Annotated in this window: 20 protein-coding genes; 6 read left to right on the forward strand and 14 right to left on the reverse strand. The window is 34.4% G+C overall.

Going from position 1 to position 19,923, the window contains the following annotated elements:
• Window positions 1–30: 30 nt before the first annotated feature.
• From P7122_RS13430 to gcvP, 4 genes are all read right to left on the reverse strand, one after another.
• A complete protein-coding gene (locus P7122_RS13430) occupies window positions 31–879 on the reverse strand; it encodes a glycosyltransferase family 2 protein (protein ID WP_278006320.1) in 849 nt (282 codons plus the stop codon).
• A 33-nt stretch (window positions 880–912) separates the two neighbouring features.
• On the reverse strand, window positions 913–1,440 hold the full coding sequence (locus tag P7122_RS13435; protein WP_278006321.1) for a class I SAM-dependent methyltransferase: 528 nt from the start codon (window positions 1,438–1,440) through the stop codon (window positions 913–915).
• A gap of 29 nt (window positions 1,441–1,469) precedes the next feature.
• A complete protein-coding gene (locus P7122_RS13440) occupies window positions 1,470–2,528 on the reverse strand; it encodes a 3-oxoacyl-ACP synthase III family protein (protein ID WP_278006322.1) in 1,059 nt (352 codons plus the stop codon).
• A 176-nt stretch (window positions 2,529–2,704) separates the two neighbouring features.
• Window positions 2,705–5,554 (reverse strand): aminomethyl-transferring glycine dehydrogenase, encoded by a 2,850-nt coding sequence (gene gcvP, locus P7122_RS13445; RefSeq protein ID WP_278006323.1) that lies wholly within the window; start codon window positions 5,552–5,554, stop codon window positions 2,705–2,707.
• A 122-nt stretch (window positions 5,555–5,676) separates the two neighbouring features.
• On the opposite strand from gcvP, the gene P7122_RS13450 reads away from it, so the two are divergent.
• Window positions 5,677–6,510, forward strand: a complete 834-nt coding sequence (locus tag P7122_RS13450) for a UbiA prenyltransferase family protein (protein ID WP_278006324.1) — start codon at window positions 5,677–5,679, stop codon at window positions 6,508–6,510.
• On the opposite strand, the gene P7122_RS13455 is transcribed toward P7122_RS13450, so the two are convergent.
• From P7122_RS13455 to P7122_RS13495, 9 genes are all read right to left on the reverse strand, one after another.
• The gene (locus tag P7122_RS13455; RefSeq protein ID WP_278006325.1) at window positions 6,493–6,750 is read right to left on the reverse strand and encodes a hypothetical protein; all 258 of its coding nucleotides are present in this window, start codon (window positions 6,748–6,750) and stop codon (window positions 6,493–6,495) included. The genes P7122_RS13450 and P7122_RS13455 overlap by 18 nt on opposite strands.
• A 7-nt stretch (window positions 6,751–6,757) precedes the next feature.
• Window positions 6,758–7,312 (reverse strand): sigma-70 family RNA polymerase sigma factor, encoded by a 555-nt coding sequence (locus P7122_RS13460; RefSeq protein ID WP_278006326.1) that lies wholly within the window; start codon window positions 7,310–7,312, stop codon window positions 6,758–6,760.
• 68 nt (window positions 7,313–7,380) lie between these two features.
• Window positions 7,381–8,259, reverse strand: a complete 879-nt coding sequence (locus P7122_RS13465) for an SAM-dependent methyltransferase (protein WP_278006327.1) — start codon at window positions 8,257–8,259, stop codon at window positions 7,381–7,383.
• Window positions 8,260–8,263: 4 nt separating this feature from the next.
• A complete protein-coding gene (locus P7122_RS13470; RefSeq protein ID WP_278006328.1) occupies window positions 8,264–9,157 on the reverse strand; it encodes a fatty acid desaturase in 894 nt (297 codons plus the stop codon).
• Between the two features lie 399 nt (window positions 9,158–9,556).
• Complete coding sequence (locus tag P7122_RS13475; protein ID WP_278006329.1) at window positions 9,557–10,060, reverse strand: GbsR/MarR family transcriptional regulator; 504 nt, start codon at window positions 10,058–10,060, stop codon at window positions 9,557–9,559.
• Between the two features lie 47 nt (window positions 10,061–10,107).
• A complete protein-coding gene (locus P7122_RS13480; protein ID WP_278006330.1) occupies window positions 10,108–10,875 on the reverse strand; it encodes a hypothetical protein in 768 nt (255 codons plus the stop codon).
• 26 nt (window positions 10,876–10,901) lie between these two features.
• The gene (locus P7122_RS13485) at window positions 10,902–12,932 is read right to left on the reverse strand and encodes a M3 family metallopeptidase (protein ID WP_278006331.1); all 2,031 of its coding nucleotides are present in this window, start codon (window positions 12,930–12,932) and stop codon (window positions 10,902–10,904) included.
• Window positions 12,933–13,117: 185 nt separating this feature from the next.
• Window positions 13,118–13,597 carry a 5-(carboxyamino)imidazole ribonucleotide mutase gene (purE, locus tag P7122_RS13490; protein WP_076620265.1) on the reverse strand — a complete coding sequence of 160 codons (480 nt, stop codon included), beginning with the start codon at window positions 13,595–13,597 and terminating at the stop codon, window positions 13,118–13,120.
• A gap of 102 nt (window positions 13,598–13,699) precedes the next feature.
• Window positions 13,700–14,854, reverse strand: a complete 1,155-nt coding sequence (locus P7122_RS13495; protein ID WP_278006332.1) for a 5-(carboxyamino)imidazole ribonucleotide synthase — start codon at window positions 14,852–14,854, stop codon at window positions 13,700–13,702.
• Window positions 14,855–15,006: 152 nt separating this feature from the next.
• On the opposite strand from P7122_RS13495, the gene P7122_RS13500 reads away from it, so the two are divergent.
• The 5 genes from P7122_RS13500 (at window position 15,007) to P7122_RS13520 (ending at window position 19,503) form a co-directional block, all read left to right on the forward strand.
• Entirely contained in the window at window positions 15,007–16,119 is a 1,113-nt protein-coding gene (locus tag P7122_RS13500; RefSeq protein ID WP_278006333.1) for an adenylate kinase, read from the forward strand.
• A gap of 84 nt (window positions 16,120–16,203) precedes the next feature.
• On the forward strand, window positions 16,204–17,202 hold the full coding sequence (gene obgE / locus P7122_RS13505) for a GTPase ObgE (RefSeq protein ID WP_278006334.1): 999 nt from the start codon (window positions 16,204–16,206) through the stop codon (window positions 17,200–17,202).
• A 135-nt stretch (window positions 17,203–17,337) separates the two neighbouring features.
• Window positions 17,338–18,051 (forward strand): ion transporter, encoded by a 714-nt coding sequence (locus tag P7122_RS13510; RefSeq protein ID WP_278006335.1) that lies wholly within the window; start codon window positions 17,338–17,340, stop codon window positions 18,049–18,051.
• A gap of 71 nt (window positions 18,052–18,122) precedes the next feature.
• Window positions 18,123–18,644, forward strand: coding sequence for a DUF4136 domain-containing protein (locus P7122_RS13515; RefSeq protein ID WP_278006336.1), 522 nt, complete (start codon window positions 18,123–18,125; stop codon window positions 18,642–18,644).
• Between the two features lie 130 nt (window positions 18,645–18,774).
• On the forward strand, window positions 18,775–19,503 hold the full coding sequence (locus P7122_RS13520; RefSeq protein ID WP_278006337.1) for an SDR family oxidoreductase: 729 nt from the start codon (window positions 18,775–18,777) through the stop codon (window positions 19,501–19,503).
• A gap of 38 nt (window positions 19,504–19,541) precedes the next feature.
• Here the strand turns inward: P7122_RS13520 and P7122_RS13525 are convergent, their stop codons facing one another.
• On the reverse strand, window positions 19,542–19,916 hold the full coding sequence (locus tag P7122_RS13525) for a DoxX family membrane protein (protein WP_278006338.1): 375 nt from the start codon (window positions 19,914–19,916) through the stop codon (window positions 19,542–19,544).
• Window positions 19,917–19,923: the final 7 nt, after the last annotated feature.

Here is a 19,923-nt window from a genome sequence, read left to right on the forward strand (position 1 = left end):
AGTTTTATTCAATTTTAAAAAAAAACTTAGTTAATGAAGCTTGGATTTTATCCCTTTCCAACGCAAGTCTCTAATAAACTTACCTTCATCTTTAGAAACCAGAAATTCAGTTTTTAAGGATTTAGCTTTAAAATAACCAGCCATATAATCTTTGAATAATCTAAAGCTGCCTTTCTTCGACGCTAATTTTACAGCAGAAATTAAAGTAATCCAAAAACCATAGCGCATTTTATACATCGCTTCTCCTTGCAGATATTTAGAAGCCTTGTTGTAAGATTGTCCTGTAGGTTTCAAATGTTTTACATGAAGTGATTCGTCTGTTAGAATGTTCCAATTATGAAATTTTGCTAATAACTCATCTACAGTATCCCAACCCATAGAAGGTTTTAATTGCCCAATTTGATTAAAACAGGTTTTACGATAAGCTTTCAAGGCACCTCTAATATGATCTTTATTGGTAAGATTTTCAAGAATCCATTGGTTGTCTTTTTCGATGTAACAAAAACCAGAAGCCATACCAAGTTTAGGATTTTTACTATAATGATTAGCCAGCGTTTCTAAATAATTATCCGGAAAAATAAGGTCTGCATCAAACTTACAAATCACATCATAGTTGTCATCTAAAGTTTCAAAACCCTTGTAAAAGGCATTTATGATTTTAGAACCAGGTAAATGCTGATCTGATGATTTTGAAATCACCTGAGAAATCCAAGGATGCATTTTTGAAAAACCATCAACTACAGCTTCTGTATTATCGGTAGAATTATCATTTACCACAACCAACTTTTTAGGCAAAAGTGTTTGCTTTGCTAAGGACTCTAGTGTTTTGCTAATAAAAGCCTCTTCGTTATGAGCTGGTATGATGATGTAGAAATTCAATATCTAAATTCTAAATTTCAAATCTAAAGAATTCTATCCGGAAATTCTTTCAGCGTAGATAATATAATACCGATTTGTAAAGTGTCTTAAAAGCGGTCTAATACCGATTTTTTTTACAGGATTGGTCCATTGTTGTCGGTCTATAATTTTCCAGCCTGTTTTTTCTAATAACCAGTCGAGTTGCCAATCTTCAAACTCATGGTAATGTCTGTCCCATTTATCAGTCTTACTTCTGTACGCTGAAGCAAACCATAATCTTAGAGGAACGCTAATGACAAGTTTTTCGGTCTTAATAGATTTCAAAACCTCGTATGGAGAGAGTAAGTGTTCAAAAATTTCGAACGCAGTAACAACTTTAGCAGAAGAATTTTCTATTGTAGAACGGTCTTCGTCAAGGTCTTCGCCTTTGGTGTTTTCAACAGTATAACCTTCAGAAACCATAACTTCTGAAAATGGATTTTTAACACCTAAATCTAAAATTGTTTCAGAAGTAGAAATGTGTTTTTGTAAAAACTGAAGAGTGAGTTTAAATCGCTTGTTAGGATATGTTTTTTCGTACATTACATTTCCGCAACAGCGGTAAAGTTTTATTAATATCTGTAAACAATAGCGTTGATATGCATACCAGCGCCAACACTTGCAAATATAATAACATCTCCTTTATTGATTTGGTGATCTTCGAGTTTATTGTTTCGTATTAAATCAAAAAGGGTAGGGACAGTTGCTACAGAACTATTTCCTAATTTATGAATGCTCATTGGCATAATACCTTCTGGAGCTTTTGCTTTAAAAAGTCTGTAAAAACGTTTTATGATGGCTTCGTCCATTTTTTCATTTGCCTGATGGATGAGTACTTTCTTTACTTCAGAAACGTCAACACCACTTTTTTCTAAGCAATCTTTCATAGCTTGAGCTACGTTGGTTAATGCAAATTCATAAATTTTACGACCATGCATTTTGATGTAGCGCGTATCTGGGCAAAGATTTTTATTGTTAGAATTTCCGAAGAATAAATAGTAAGCTTCATCGTAAGTAAATGAAGCCGATTCATGTGCTAAAATACCTTCTTCAGTATCTGTAGCTTCAACAATACTAGCACCAGCACCATCTGAGTATATCATAGAATCTCTGTCGTGCTTATCGACTACTCGAGAAAGCGTTTCTGCACCAACAACAAGACAGCGTTTTGCCATGCCAGCCTTAATGTATGCTTGCGCTTGTATAACTCCTTCTACCCAACCAGGACAACCAAATAAAATATCGTAAGCAACGCACTTAGGGTTCTTGATGCGAAGTCTGTGTTTAATACGTGAAGCTAGACATGGTAAAATATCACTCTGAATAGTGTTAGCTTTTACGTCACCAAAATTATGAGCACAGATGATATAATCTATAGTTTCTGGATCTATGTTGGCATCATCAATAGCTTTTTGGGCAGCAAGAAAACCAATGTCTGAAGCGACTAATTGATCGTCTGCATAACGACGTTCAACAATGCCAGTAATGGCTTTGAATTTTTCTACGATAACTTCGTTTGGATGATTAATTTTTGATCCGTCAGTATTTAAAAATTCATGTTGATGAAAATCTTCATTTTTTTCAATCCCTTTAGGAATGTAGCTTCCTGTACCTGTGATCTTAATTCCCATGCCTCAAAATTTGCTATTAATTTACTAAGCTAATTAAACTCTTATACATGAAGATGGATAAACCTTGTAAAAGTGATATTTTTTTTAAATTCTTAATTATTCTGAATTCTATTGTAAATACCATAAAAAAAGTGCTTAATTTGAGCACTTTTTCTATTTGTGTTAATATTTTAATCTTAAGCCTCGATATAATCTTCGATTGGCGCACAGCTACAGATTAAATTTCTGTCTCCGTAAGCATCATCTACACGTCGTACACTTGGCCAAAACTTATTATCTCTAATATAGTCTAGTGGGAAAGCTGCAGCTTCGCGACTATAAGGTAATAACCATTCATCTGAAGTTAGCATTTCTAGTGTGTGAGGTGCATTTTTTAGCACGTTATTAGGTTCTTCTTTTGATGCGTTATCAATCTCTTTTTTAATAGAAATCATAGCATCACAAAAACGATCCATTTCAGCTTTACTTTCACTTTCAGTAGGTTCTATCATCATGGTGCCTGCCACAGGGAATGATACTGTTGGTGCATGAAAACCATAATCCATTAAACGCTTTGCAATATCAGTAACTTCGATGCCGTTAGCTTTAAAATCACGACAATCTATTATCATTTCGTGTGCAGCTCTTCCGTTTTCACCTGTATATAGTGTTGGGTAGTAACCTTCTAAACGTTCTTTAATATAGTTGGCATTAAGAATTGCAGTTTCGGTAGCTTGTTTTAATCCTTTTGCACCTAACATTGAGATGTAACCATAAGAAATAAGACATACTAATGCAGAACCAAAAGGAGCTGCTGAAATTGCCGAAATAGATTGGTGACCACCTGTTTTTATAATTGGGTTGCCAGGTAAGAAAGGTACCAGTTGTTCTGCAACACAAATTGGACCAACACCAGGACCACCACCTCCGTGAGGAATTGCAAAGGTCTTGTGTAAGTTAAGGTGACATACATCTGCTCCAATATTTCCAGGATTGGTTAACCCAACTTGAGCATTCATGTTAGCTCCATCCATGTACACTTGTCCACCATTATCGTGGATGATCTGTGTAATCTCTTTTATAGCAGATTCGTAAACACCATGCGTAGAAGGGTAAGTTACCATTAATGCAGAAAGATTATCCTTGTGTAATTCTGCTTTTTCTCTTAAATCATCTATATCAATATTTCCGTCTTCTGATGCTTTTGTTACAACAACTTTCATACCTGCCATAACCGCACTTGCAGGATTTGTTCCGTGTGCAGACGATGGAATTAAACAGATGTTTCTATGATGATCTCCACGAGATTCATGATAGGCTTTAATTACCATAAGACCAGCAAATTCTCCTTGCGCTCCAGAGTTTGGTTGTAAAGATGTTGCGGCAAAGCCAGTAATTTCTGTAAGCTGATTTTCTAATGTATTTAGCATTAATTGGTAACCAGCAGCTTGCTCTTTTGGTGCAAATGGATGCATATTGCCCCAACTTGGCCAACTAAGTGGTAACATTTCTGAAGCAGCGTTAAGTTTCATAGTACAAGAACCTAAAGAAATCATCGAGTGATTTAATGCCAAATCTTTACGCTCTAATTTTTTGATGTAGCGCATTAATTCTGTTTCAGAATGGTAAGCGTTAAAAACATCAAAAGTTAAAAATTCTGTTTGACGCTTTAAGTGATCTGGAATTGTATTAGCTTCAGAAATTGATGTAATCTCATCTGTAGTCGTTTCTGTTACAGCTTCAAAAATTGAAATAATTTCATTTAAGTCTGAAACAGTAGTAGTTTCATTTATAGCTATAGTAACAGTATTGTTGTCTGGATAATAGAAGTTAACTTCTTTTTTTACGGCTTCGTATTTTACTTTAACAGGATCTGCTTTTATTTGGATAGTGTCAAAATAATGTGAGTTAACTTGCTCTAAACCTAATTTTTCTAAAGCAGTAGCTAAAGTTGCTGTGGTATTCTGAACTTTATTAGCAATAAATTCTAAACCTTTTGGGCCGTGATATACAGCATACATTCCTGCCATAACAGCTAATAATACCTGTGCTGTACAAATGTTAGAAGTTGCTTTGTCTCTTTTAATGTGTTGCTCTCTGGTTTGTAAAGCCATACGTAAGGCTCTATTGCCATTAGAGTCTTTTGTAACACCAATAATACGACCAGGAACGTCTCTTTTATAGGCTTCCTTTGTAGCAAAATATGCAGCGTGAGGACCACCATAACCCATTGGAATACCAAATCGTTGTGTTGTACCAACAACCACATCAGCACCAAATTTACCAGGTGCTTCAAGTTTTACTAAGCTTAAAATATCTGCAGCTACAGCTACTTTGATGTTTTGAGCATTGGCTTTTTCTATAAAAGATTTTATGTCTGTAATTTGTCCGTTTTTACCAGGATATTGTAAAAGCGCTCCAAAATAATCTTCAGATAGGTTGTATTCCGCTTCATTACCAATTTCTAATTCAATACCAATCGGTGTTGCTCTGGTTTCTAAAAGCGCAATAGTTTGTGGTAATACTAAGTCTGAAACAAAGAATTTGTTGACACCTGCTTTTTTCTGAGCACGATCTCTAACCGCAAACAATAAACTCATAGCTTCTGCAGCAGCAGTACTTTCGTCTAAAAGTGATGCATTTGCAATTTCCATACCTGTTAAATCAATAACCATAGTTTGGAAATTTAATAACGCTTCTAAACGACCTTGTGCGATTTCTGCTTGGTAAGGTGTGTAAGCTGTGTACCAGCCTGGATTTTCTAAAATATTTCGCTGAATAACAGCTGGTAGATTAGAAGGGTGATATCCTAAACCAATGTAAGATTTGAATACTTTATTGAGCTGAGATAATTTATTTATATGTTGTAAATATTCTTGTTCGCTCATTGCAGGCTCTAGATCTAAGTCTTTTTTTAGTCTAATACCTGCTGGTATAGTTTCTGAAACTAATTGCTCTATGCTAGAAGCACCAATGGTGTCTAACATTGCGTTTTTTTGTTCTTGGTTTGGGCCAATGTGTCTAAGTGCAAAAGAGGTTGTATCCATTCTTAATTCTGCTGTTTTTTTTGATATGCAAAAATACAGAAAACCACTATTTTATTGAGTAATGAGAACTAAAGTTTTTAACCGAAAACAAGGGTTATTAACACAATGATTATTTTTGTCTAATGCATATTTTAAAGCAAATATTAAATTTTTACATCAACAGTAGTATTCATGTGGCTTTGGCTGTGGTTGCAATGACTTGGGTAACGCTTGTGCAGTTTGAAATGGAATATAATACAACTATGCTGGCCTTTGTGTTTTTTGCTACCATTACAGGCTATAATTTTGTAAAGTATTTTGGTGTAGCTAAATTTCACCATAGAAGCTTAACAGTGTGGCTAAAAGCCATTCAGATATTTTCTTTTTTTGCTTTTTTAGGAATGGGTTACTTTGCTTTACAACTCAATGTAAACTCTCTAATATGCCTTTCTGTATTTGGTTTTATAACATTTTTATATGCTATTCCTTTATTGCCGATGCGTTACTTTAGAGATGAAAAAAAGAATTTAAGAGAAGTTAGTGGCTTAAAGGTTTACGTAATAGCATTGGTATGGATGTTTACAACTGTTTTTTTGCCATTAATTGATAATGGTTTTTATATAGACGCTAATGTTGTAGTGACAGCTGTACAGCGTTTTATTTTTGTGATAGTATTAATGCTGCCTTTTGAGATTAGAGATCTTGTTTTTGACAGTGTGAAATTAGCAACAATACCACAGCGAATAGGTATTAAGAACACTAAAATTATAGGTGTGTTGTTGCTGTTAGTCTTTTTCTTTTTGGAATATTTTAAAGATGAAATAAAGAGTGTAGATATTATTTCAAATGGTGTAATACTGTTTGTAACACTCGTTTTTGTGTTGTTTGCTCACAAAAAACAATCTAAATATTACAGTGCGTTTTGGGTAGAAGGTTTGCCTATTTTATGGCTTGCAGTTTTATTGATGCTTCTCTAGTTCTTCTTCAAACTGTTTTTTTAGTTTGTTTCGTTCATCTTTTTTAAGACAATCAACTTCGGCATGCTCAATAACATCACTTAATTTGCTGTTCTTTTTAGAATAAGCTTTTGTGACACGACACCATGTAAGTCTTATGGTTAGTTTTATACGCTCCCAACCGGTAGCTTCTCCATATTGTGATTTGTCACAAATGTGTTTGGCCTCTTCGCAACTTATAAATAAAAAATTTTTTTTCATTTTGATTTTAAAACCAATTTTCTTCCATGCAATCAGCTAAAGCTGTTCTTGCTCTGTGTATTATTACCCAAAGGTTAGACGCAGTAATATCTAATTCATTACAAATCGTTTCGGTGTCGTAACCTAAAATTGTCTTCATTTTAAAAACTTCAGCTTGCTTTTCAGGAAGTTTAGATAGACAATCATAAATAGCATTACCTAATTCGGTATTTTCTAATTTGTCTTCAGCAGTTTTATCAAAAGGATCGGCTACACGTTCTTCTAGCCAATCGCCTTCAGATTCAGAATCATTGTTGTAGGTCATTCTAACTTCAGCTTTTCCTTTGTTAGAATTTATTTTTCTGTAATAATCTATGATTTTCCGCTTAAGAATAGAGACCAGCCAAGTGCGCTCACTGGCTTCGCCCTTAAAATTGTTCATGGATTTTAGGCCAGCCAAAAAAGTTTCAGATACCAAATCTTGAGCCATTGCTCTATCATTAACCCTAGAGATGGTATAGTTAAATAGGTAATCTGAATACAAATCAATCCAGTTGTTAGGATTTAATTGATGGTTAGCCATTCTTAGTTTTCATTGCTTAGTCAAAAATAGTTAAAAAAATAAGACCTAAAATGGGTGTTCACATTTTCCTAACGTTTCGTTGCACTAATAATGTAATATCCAAAACTTTTAAGGTGCAAACCAGATAACAGAGCGTAGAAAGATCCTTTTAAATTATGAAGACTTTCTCTTTTTAGGTTTTTGAAACCAAAAATTTTCTTGAAAATAAATCCTAAAATGGCAAAAGGCACATGCAGAACAGAAGGAGCTACTCTCATCGAGACATCTTCAACCTTTATGTTGGTAAATCCTAGTTCTTTTAAATTTTCCGTTATGCGCTGGTGTGTCTCTAGTTTTTCTAAACTCCAGTGGTTACATAATTTATTGTAGGCAAATTTGCCGCCTTTGCATAGTTGAGATCTGTCTTTTTTTAGAAAAGCATCAGCCATAACAAAGCGTCCTCCAGGTTTTAGTAGTCTGTGCATTTCTTTGAGGGAATTAAAATTATGACCCGAATGGCAAAAGCTTTCAATAGCTACAGCAGAGTCAAATGAGTCGGATTGAAATGAGGTGTTGTTATAATTTTCTTTTAAAATGATACCGTTTTTACCTTCTAGTAATTCGTTGCCTTTTTTTACCTGAAAATCGGATAACGTTACACCATAAGCTACGACGTTTTTGTAATGCTTTAATGCATATCGCATTGTGGCTCCCATACCACAACCTAAGTCGATAAGTCGGTTTTTGGTTTTACCTATGTTTAGTCTTTTTGTGACTTGGTTGTTCATTTCATTTAACATAGAATCGCGTTTAAAAGGATTTGTTTTAAACGGAATGAAATAACCAAAATGCATGTTGTAATCGTTACTCCAAAACTCATAATCTTCGGTAGCTTCGTTATAGAAATCTACCATTTCTATTCGGTTTTGTTCTGCAAAATCACTGTAAGGTATGGATTGTGTTTTCATGGTGTTATAGTTTTGGTAATTTCCAATTTGTAGAATTGTAAGCTATTGCGGTTGATTTTAAATTTCCTTTCTGTGTTTTTACAGCAGAAATAATTTTTAACTTTTTTAATAAATATGCAATCATCCATCCAAAATCTATTTCATACCATTTTGAAGAAAATTTAGCTGAAGTAGGATAAGAGTGATGGTTGTTGTGAAAACCTTCTCCAAATGATAGTAGTCCAAGTAATATGTCGTTGTAGCCACTCTCATCTGCGCCATTTATTTTATGTCTAGAGTAACCGTATTTATGTGATGCGCAGCCAATATACCAGTGGCCAAGAATTATGATTGACGTACGTAAACATGTTGCAATAAGCATGCTGTTAAAACCAACAAGAAAATACAGTAGGAGCATAAAGATGATATAATGTAATTGCCATGTTTTATGTAGCCAAAGTATAGTTGAATCGTTTAAATCCTCTTCTGGAATTTGATAACGTACTAAATCTGTTGGAATAAAAGTAAGATGAAGATTCCAGTAGTAATCTGTGAACAAAGAATGTTTATATTGAAAGTATCTAGGGCAATCATTTCTGTTTTGCCAATAGTCTCTAAAGTAATGTTGTTTTAACCAATTTAATGGACTTCCTAATCCAGTTAATGCAAAAAGATAGAGGCTGATTTTTCTAAAAGTTTTACTTGTTTTGTAGGATTTGTGTATGATGCCTCTATGTAAGCCAACAGAGTGACCTATACCTACAGTTAAGAACAAGAGTAGAATGTTTAAAGCTAAGTCTTGCCATTGAATTGATGAGTAATCAATAAATAAGATAGGAAATAGCATTGTGTATAGCCAGATCGTTTTTTTCCATGAAAATTGAATTATTCCAAAGGATGTTTTAAGATTTTTATTCATTATTTCTGGATTTTATAGGTTATGAATAAATTATGAAACGCAAGACAAATTGATGTGACAAAACACAAGGTTATAAGTTGCTGTCCGGAATCTAAAAAACCTTTATTAACAAGGAAGAATGTATAAAGTACAGATGCAACTAAAAGTATGTAAAGAAGGTAGTTTGTCCTAATAGCAGGTGACATTTCTTTGAAATAAAATCCAATAATTATCGCAAATAAAATCTGAAAAGCACCTAATACGATTAAGAAAAGTAGTGCATAGAAAGGCATAATAATGAGTATTAGGTTAAAGACAATTAATGTAATATTAAGTTGATAAATAACTCTTGTTGTTTTCATAATTCTATTGTTTTAAAACTTTCAAAAAAAATTGAAAGTTTAGTTTAAAAAAATATAGCTACTTCATTAGCTTTATAACAGACTTTGTTAACCAGTTTTGTTTTTGGTTTACTAATTTGTTCATTAAGGTGTCTAAATCGTCTGTAAGTTCCTTTAAGGCTTTGGTTTGTTTTATTAATTCTTTAGTGGCTTCTGTACCATCATTTTCAATTGAGGAGACTTCTTCTAAAACTTTTATAACAGGTTTTATTTCTCTGCGGCTACGTTCTTTGGCAACAATACGAGCCAGTTCTTGCACATCTTTTTCGGTGGTAAAAAACTCTTTGCGCTCTCCAGATACCAATACTTTAGTTACAATTCCCCAATCTATAAGTTGTCTTAAATTCATGCTGGTATTACCACGTGAGATTCTGAGTTCTTCCATAATCTCTTCCATTGATAAGGGTTTTGTAGAAATAAAAAGCAACGCTTGTATTTGAGCCATGGCTTTGTTAATGCCCCAAAGTGACCCTAAACTTCCCCAAGTACTTACAAATTTATCTTTTGCTTCTTTATATTCCATGTAGCAAATATATAATAAATTTTAAACTTTCAATAATTATTGAAAGTTTATTTGATTTGTAAATGAATATGGTCATCATGTCTTACTGCTTGGCAGCCATGAAACCTTATTCTGGAATCTTGAAGATTTAAATTGCTTTTAAGATAAGGTTCAATGAAAATTTTTTGTGTTTCAGAATGAGATAAAAGATGTTGAATTAACTTTTTTGTTGAAGATTCATCAAAAGTCAGTTCTTTGTCTGTGCTGAAAGTAAGATGTTTAGTGAAATCATATTGCCAATACCCATTGTCAATACAATTTTTAGATATTAGGTTATTTGAGTTAACAAAAGCTCCATAGCCAGAGAATGATGGTTTTTTATTGGTAGCCTTACCTGTCTTATCTAAATACATAAAACTAAGATCTATTTTCTTTCCATCATTATGGCTTAAGTGTGGTAATAATGGAAAGCCGTTATAAAAAGGAAAGTTAGCATCTAAATATGTTATTCTAATACCACTTTTTTGACTGCTTTTTAGTAAGATCTCTTTTAGTTCTGGTGTAACGTAGTTTCTAAAAGCTAAAGGGTAAAACCAATTTTTAGGTTCTAAATTATTACTGAATAAAGGTAATTGTACTCTGCCAAAGTATGAAGCAATAGGTGGTACAATGATAATGTTGAATACTAAATAAATTAATGGAAAAACATAGCGTTTTTTCCAATTTTTAGCTTTAGATAATACAATAGTAATTATCCAAACAAAACCGCCAATTTGTGTTAAGGCGGTTAAGATTGTTATAATTAAAATGTGTCCAATAAGCTTTAAAAACCTCATAAGACACTAACGTGTATTGTGAGTGTTTATTTCAGTAAACCAGCACGTCGTAGTAACGCTTCAGGTTGAGGTTCTTGCCCTCTAAACTTTTTGTACAAAGTCATTGGGTTTTCTGTGCCACCTTGAGACAATACAAATGCCTTAAATTTATCGGCAACCGTTTTATTAAAAATGCCTTCTTGTTTAAAATATTCAAACGCATCTGCATCTAAAACTTCTGCCCATTTGTAGCTGTAGTAACCAGAAGAGTAGCCTCCTTGAAAAATATGTGCAAAAGCTGTACTCATACAGTTTTCCTCAACATCAGGATATAGTTTTGTTTCGCCAAAAGCTTCAGATTCGTGTGTTTTTACGCTTGTAATTGCTGTTGGATCTATACCATGCCAGCTCATGTCTAGCATACCAAAACTCAACTGACGCAAGGTTTGCATACCTTCATGGAAGGTTGCTGAAGCTTTTATCTTTTCAACCAGTTCCATCGGAATCACGTCTCCAGTTTCGTAATGCGTAGCAAAGAGTTTTAGAGATTCTTCTTCGTAACACCAATTTTCTAAAACCTGGCTTGGTAATTCTACAAAGTCCCAAAACACACTTGTACCAGAAAGACTAGGGTAGGTGGTGTTGGCTAACATGCCATGAAGCGCATGTCCAAATTCGTGAAACAAAGTCGTAACTTCATTAAAGGTTAATAAGGAAGGTTTACTCTTTGTTGGTTTGGTGAAATTACAAACGATAGATACGTGAGGTCTCTCGTTAACACTATTTTTAATCATTTGAGGCTTGTAAGATGTCATCCAGGCACCATTACGTTTTCCGGATCTTGGGAAAAAGTCGGCATAAAATATAGAAACCAATTCGCCTTCACTATCGGTAACTTTATAAGTTAAAACATCTTCATGATATTTATCGACAGTGTTAATTTCTTCAAACTGAAGTCCGAATAATTTATTAGCGACAGTAAATGCACCATTAATAACATTTTCTAATTTGAAATATGGCTTTAGTTTTTCATCATCTAAATCGAATAATTTTTGTTTCAATTTTTCAGAATAGTAAGCCGAATCCCATTTTTGTAACTGGTCAATACTGTCTAACTCTTTTGCAAAAGCTTCGAGTTTTTCAAACTCTTCTTGTGCGGCTGGTTTTGCTTTATCTAAAAGTTCATTTAAAAAAGCGTTAACTTTCTCAGGTGTTTCTGCCATGCGCTCTTCTAAAACAAAATGAGCATGGGTTTTGTAGCCTAAAAGTTGAGCACGCTCAAAACGAAGATTAGCAATTTTTAAAACAATATCCTGGTTATCTAAGTCGTCGTTATGAAATCCTTTGCTGCCAAAAGCTTTGGATAATTTTTCGCGAAGTTCACGATTATCAGCGTAAGTCATAAAAGGGATGTAGCTTGGGTAATCTAAAGTGATTAGCCAGCCATCTTTACCTTTGCTTTCAGCTAATTGTTTTGCTGCTTCTTTGGCACCTTCTGGTAAACCGGAAAGATCAGATTCGTCAGTAAGAAGCATTTCAAATTTGTTGGTTTCTGCTAAAATGTGTTCGCCAAATTTTAGTTTTAGCTGACTTAATTCTTTATCAATAGCACGTAATTTTTCTTTTTTGTCTTCAGATAAATTAGCACCATTTCTAGAGAATCCTTTATATTTTTTATCAAGAAGCGTTTCTTGTTCTGTAGTTAATTCTAAGTCTCCTTTAGAATCATAAACAACTTTTACACGTTTGAACAATTCTTCATTCAATGTAATATCGTTACTAAATTCAGATAATAAAGGAGAAACTTCCTGAGCTATTTTTTGAATTTCGTCATTAGTTTCAGCAGAATTTAAATTGAAAAAAATACTCGAAATTCTGTCCAATTCTTCTCCAGAATAATCCAATGCTTCAATAGTGTTCTCAAAAGTTGGTTTTTCAGTGTTATTAACAATGACATTTATCTCTTTTTTAGCACTCTCTATAGCGGTTTTAAACGCGGGAAGAAAGTCTTCATTTTTTATTTTAGAAAATGGAGCTGTATTGTATTGAGTATCAAAAGATTTGTTGAGAATTGTCATTTTTATCGTCTAATTTTTCTTACGTATGTTGTTGATAATGTGTGTTTTAACACTATTTTAAGAGAATTGGCAGTGAAATATTAATTAAGTTTTTCCTACATTTGCATCATCTTTGACGAACAAGAACTTTTGTTCTTAAGGATTGGTTAATAGCGAAAAAAGCCTCGACGGAAGTTGAGGCTTTTTTATAGGTCCTTTGCAGACTCTATAACCTTAGCTTTTAAACCTTCTTTGTAAACGATTACCTTGTCTAGAATACACTGGTCAGAACTACCTAAAATTTGAGCTGCTAAAATGCCTGCATTTTTAGCTCCATTTAATGCTACAGTCGCCACAGGAACTCCGCCTGGCATTTGTAAAATTGATAATACAGAATCCCAACCATCTATTGAGTTGCTACTTTTTACAGGAACACCAATTACAGGTAATGGAGATAGCGAAGCTACCATGCCAGGTAAATGTGCAGCACCACCAGCACCAGCTACAATAACTTTGATGCCTCTGGTATGTGCGTTTTTACTATAATCGAATAATTTTTCTGGTGTGCGATGTGCAGATACGATATCAACTTCTACTTCGATATCAAATCCTTTTAATATATCTATAGCGTCTTGCATTACTGGCAAATCGCTTTTACTTCCCATTATTACTCCTACTTTGCTCATGCTTATATAATATGTTTTATGTCTGGTCAAGTGCAGTCGAGACCTCTATATAGAAAATAAATTTTTTAGAATGACCTCTCGACTGCGCTCGAGGTGACATTTTTATTCACTAATTACTTCTATTGTTTTCTTTACTTTTTCAGCAACTTCACGCGCCTTATTTATATCTTTATTTACAATGGTAACATGTCCCATTTTACGGAACGGACGTGTTTGTTTTTTTCCATAAATATGAGGTGTAACGCCATCCATTGCCATAATGTCTTCAATGTTTTTGTAAAGTACGTTGCCTGTGTAGTCTTCAGCACCAACTAAATTAACCATAACACCTGCTACTTTACTTTCTGTGTTGCCAAGTGGTAACCCTAAAATACATCTTAAGTGCTGCTCAAATTGGTCTGTATAACTTGCTTCTATGCTGTAATGACCAGAGTTGTGAGGTCTTGGTGCAACTTCGTTTACAATAATATCATCATTTTCGGTTTGAAACATTTCCACTGCCAAAAGTCCAACATGCTCAAAAGCAGCTGCAGTTTTTAAGGCCACAAGTTCTGCCTTTTTTGCAATGTTATCCGGAATTCTAGCCGGACAAATTACATACTCAACTTGATTGGCTTCAGGATGAAACTCCATCTCAACTACTGGATATGTTTTTAAATGACCTTTACTGTTTCTAGCAACAATGACAGCCAATTCATTTTTAAAAGGAATTAAATCCTCTGCGATGCATTCAACATTTGGTAAATCTACCAAATCCGTGTAGCGTCTTACAACTTTTACTCCTTGTCCGTCATAACCAAATCGAGCACTTTTCCATACAAACGGATACTCTAATCCACCATTTTCTACAGCATCTTCAATTTCAGATGTATGCGCAAATCTCGAAAAATCAGCCGTTGGGATATCGTGGTCGCGATAAAATAGTTTTTGTGTTGCTTTATTTTGAATGGTACGTAACGTCTTTGCTGAAGGATATACTCTTATGCCTTCCTTTTCAAGCGTTTCCAGAGCTTCAACGTTTACGTTTTCAATTTCAATAGTAAGGATATCAACTTGTTTACCGAAGTTAACAACCGTTTCGTAATCTAATAAATCGCCAACCGAAAATTCATCACAAGCCAGTCTTGCAGGTGCGTCTTTGCTAGGATCTAACACGCATGTATGTATGTCGTATTTGCGTGTATGATACAAAATCATTTTGCCTAATTGTCCACCACCAAGAATTCCGAGTTTAAAGTTTGAAGAAAAGTAGTTCATGTTTACTTCCCGAATACATGGGAAATTTTTTAAGATTCAACATTAATTCAATGCAAAAATAAGCTAATTATAGCAGATACTGTTAAATTCGTAATTCAAAAAATCGGCAATCGGCAATCAATTCATTATCTTTGCATTTCTAAAATAATACCATGGTTGTTAAGCTTCACGATTTATACTTTAAACCCTTTGTTAATGCAGATGAAATTGATGGTGTGGTGCAACGAATGGTCAATGAGATTGCCGCAGATGTAGGTGATGAAATACCTGTTTTTGTTGGGATTATGAATGGTTCGTTTATGTTTGTAAGCGATTTTGTGAAGAAATATCCAAACCCTTGTGAGGTTACGTTTATAAAATTGGCTTCTTACGAAGGCGTTAAGTCTACCGAAGACATTCAGAGACTTATTGGGTTAACGCAAGATTTAACAGATAGAACGGTTGTTATTTTAGAAGATATAATAGACTCAGGCAACACGCTAGAAGAGGTGCATCGCATTTTTAAGAACGAAAACGTTAAGCAACTTCTTATTGCTACATTGTTTTACAAGCCTGAAGCTTATGACAAAGACTTTAAACTTCATTATGTAGGTAAAGAAATTCCGAATAAATTCATTGTAGGCTATGGATTAGACTACGATGGTTTGGGAAGAGATTTGCCAGATGTATACCAATTAAAAACAACACAACACATGACAAACATCGTGCTATTTGGCCCTCCAGGTGCAGGAAAAGGAACACAAGCAAACTTCTTAAAAGAAAAATATGATCTAGTACATATCTCTACAGGAGATGTTTTTAGATATAACATTAAAAACGAAACTGCCTTAGGTATGTTAGCGAAGTCTTACATGGATAAAGGTGAGCTGGTGCCAGATCAAGTAACGATTGATATGTTGAACAAAGAGGTTGAAAAAAATGCCGATGCTAACGGTTTTATTTTTGATGGTTTTCCAAGAACAAATGCACAAGCTAAAGCATTAGACGAATTGATGGATAGTAAAGATTCTCAAATTAATGCTATGGTAGCCTTAGAAGTTGATGATGAGGTGTTGGTTGAGCGTTTATTAAAACGTGGAGAAACAAGCGGAAGAGCAGATGATGCCGATGAAAGCATCATCAGAAACCGTATTAAGGAATACTATAATAAAACAGCTATTTTAAAAGATTACTACTCAGACCAAGATAAATATTTTGGTGTTGATGGAGTAGGTAGTATTGAAGATATCACCGAGCGTTTAAGTGCTGTGATTGATAAGCTGTAAAAGTTTATTCCTGCGAAAGCAGGAATCTTATGATTATAAGCTCTATTTTAATTTAAAAGATTCCCACTTCCGTGGGAAGTTAATATGACAGAAGGAAATTTTGTAGACTACGTAAAAATGCATGTTGCTTCCGGTAATGGAGGTAAAGGTTCTGCGCATTTACATCGCGAAAAATATATAGCCAAAGGTGGACCAGATGGTGGTGATGGTGGTCGTGGAGGTCACGTGATTATTAGAGGTAACGAAAACTTATGGACGCTATTGCATCTTAAGTTTAAGCGACACATTAGAGCAGGTCATGGTGAGCATGGTAGTTCTGGTAGAAGTACAGGAGCCGATGGCGAAGATGCTATAATCGAAGTGCCACTTGGAACTGTGATAAGAGATACAGAAACCAATAACATCCTTTTTGAAATCACAGAAGCTGGCGAAGAAAAAATCGTTGCAGAAGGTGGTAAAGGTGGTCGTGGTAACTGGCATTTTAAGAGTTCTACAAACCAGACTCCTCGTTATGCACAACCTGGTATTCCTCTGGAAGAAAGAGATATTACTTTAGAATTAAAAGTATTAGCAGATGTTGGTTTGGTTGGTTTTCCAAATGCTGGGAAATCAACTTTACTGTCTGTGTTAACGTCTGCAAAACCAAAAATTGCAGATTACGAGTTTACAACGCTCAAGCCTAATTTAGGCATTGTAAAATATCGAGATTTTCAGTCGTTTGTAATGGCTGATATTCCTGGTATTATTGAAGGAGCAGCCGAAGGAAAAGGACTTGGCTATTACTTTTTAAGACATATAGAGCGTAATTCAATCTTACTGTTTTTAATTCCTGCAGACGCAAAAGATATTGTTGAGCAGTACGAAATTTTAGTAGATGAGTTAAGACGCTACAATCCAGAAATGTTAGATAAAGAGCGCTTTGTTTGTATTTCAAAATCTGATATGCTCGATAACGAATTAAAATCTGAAATGTCTACCATTTTAGACAAGGATTTAGAATGCAAGTACATGTTTATTTCATCTGTAGCGCAGCAAGGACTTACAGAATTGAAAGACAAACTTTGGGGAATGCTAAACAATTAAACTCTCTAAAATTGATCTCTTGTCATTCTGAACTTGTTTAAGAATCTCATTTTTTAGACTAATTATTTAGACACTGAAACGAGTTCAGTGTGACAAATAATGCTATTTTTATCTAAATTATTTAGTTACGAGAAGATGAAAGATACCATTAAAAGCATCGTAGAATATAACGACAATAAGCTCAGTAAGAGTTTTGCTTTTTTTATTCAGTTTTTAATTGTGTTGTCTGTCATTACATTTTCAGTAGAAACACTTCCAAACTTAAAACCGCAAACCAAAGCAATTCTCAATTCTATTGAAGTGTTTTGTGTGGTCGTCTTTACGTTAGAATATTTAGCAAGAATTTTTGTGTCTGACCGAAAGTTAAAATTCATTTTTAGCTTTTTTGGGCTCATTGATTTATTCGCCATTCTGCCTTTTTACTTGTCTTTTGGTTTAGATCTTAGATCTCTCAGAGTGTTGAGAATGTTTAGATTATTTAGACTTTTAAAATTGGTAAGGTACAACAGAGCGATGCGACATTTTGCCAAAGCCATGCTATTGGCAAAAGAGCAAATAATTCTCTTTATGGGAGTTACTTTAGTGCTTATTTATTTTGCAGCAATAGGCATTTACTATTTTGAAAACGAAGCGCAACCAGAGCATTTTTCTTCCATTTTCGATAGTCTTTGGTGGTCTATTGTTACCTTAACAACTGTGGGTTATGGAGATGTGTATCCTATAACAGTTGGTGGCAGAATTTTTACTTTTTTTATACTCTTAATTGGTTTAGGTATTGTAGCTATACCAACAGGAATTATTTCTTCTTCACTCACTAAAGTTGTTGAGCCAGATGCTGAGGAAGAATAGTTAAAGTTTTCCTACTGTTTTTTTGTGAGCGATACAGCATCTAATTTTTAAGTATCTTTAAAATAAAAAAAATGAAAGCTATAAAATTTCTATTTGTTTTACTGCTGGTTTCTTCGTGCGGAACAGTAGTTAATTACGATTACGAGACATCTACAGACTTTGCACAGTACAAAACGTATGACTATTTCAGTGATATGCAAACAGGTTTAAGTCAATTAGATACCAAACGTATCATGCGCGCTATAGATGCAAAATTGACAACAATGGGTATGTCGCGTTCAGAAAATCCAGATTTTTATATCGATATACAAAGTGAAGATGTAATGAATAGAAATAACTCTACCGTTGGCGTTGGTGCAGGTGGTGGAGGCGGAGGCGGTTTTGGTGGTGTCTCTGTTGGAATTCCTATTGGAGGCAACCAAAATACACGACAAATCATTATCGATTTTGTAGATAAAAAACAAAACGAACGCTTATTCTGGCAAGCTGTTAGTGAAAGCAGTTATCGTGAAAATGCTTCACCAGAAAAACGCCAAGCCTATTTTGATGCTTTGGTTGAAAAAGTTTTTGCGAAGTATCCTCCTAAAAAATAGTTTTGTCATTCCGAACTTGATTCGGAGTCTATGGTAAGTTTTGAACTTTATCATTTTCCTAACATTATAAACTTCATCGTGGTCATTCGGTTTTGTAATTTTGGTTGAATTCAAAAAAAAAACAAAAACGATGAGCATATTAGAAGGTAAAGCAGCACTGATAACAGGCGGAACTAAAGGTATTGGTTATGGTATTGCCGAGGCATTACTTAACCAAGGTTTTAAAGTGGCTATAACAGGAAGAGATCAAGAATCTACGGAAGCAGTGGCAAAAGAACTAGCATCTAAAACCAATTCAGAAAACCAGGTAATCGGACTTGAAGCCGATGTAAGACAATTAGAAAGTCAGGAAAAAGCCGTAAAAGCAACGCTTGATGCTTTTGGTCAGTTAGATTTAGTAGTTGCAAATGCAGGTTTGGGGCACTTTGGAAGTATTGAAGATTTAACGGTAGACCAGTGGAACGCAGTTATAGATACTAACTTAACAGGTGTTTTCAATTCTATAAAAGCTAGTGTTGATGCATTAAAAGAAAGCAAAGGTTATTACATCACGATTTCAAGTTTAGCGGGAACCAATTTCTTCGCAGGAGGTTCTGCATACAACGCTAGTAAGTTTGGTGTTACAGGATTTACACAAGCTGTAATGTTAGATTTACGCAAATACGGTATCAAAGTCAGCACGATAATGCCAGGTTCGGTGTCTACACATTTTAATGGTAACGAACCAAGTGAAGCAGGTGCTTGGAAAATTCAAATTGAAGATATAGGTGAACTGGTTGTAGATTTATTAAAAATGAATCCTAGAACCTTACCAAGTAAAATTGAGGTAAGGCCAACGACACCACCAAGTAGTAAATAGATAAAACAAAAAGGCTTCCAATTTGGAAGCCTTTTTTATTATTTCAACATAGGTTTATACTGTTCCTTGTAGCCTACTAGCATTACAATATTTAGTAGTAATAGAACAATTGCTCCTGCAATATCTGCAGGTCCTAAAAACGCGTGGAATAAAACAGCATTTACAGATACGCTCATCAAAATAATAGCCAGTAAACCTCCGAATTTGTTAAATACAAAAGCGAGACCAGCAACCACTTCGACAATACCAACGAGTTCAAGGGTTTTTGTTGATGTTAGAGCCACCATGTAATTCATTACAGGCTCTGGAATTTCTTCAGGTGCAGGCATAAAATTCAGAAATTTGTTTGCACCAAACACTACCAATAAGACTCCGAAAATGATTCGGATGACTTTAAAAACAGTTGCATTCATATTGATA

It is taken from the genome of Winogradskyella marincola, assembly GCF_029624125.1.
GTDB lineage: Bacteria > Bacteroidota > Bacteroidia > Flavobacteriales > Flavobacteriaceae > Winogradskyella > Winogradskyella marincola.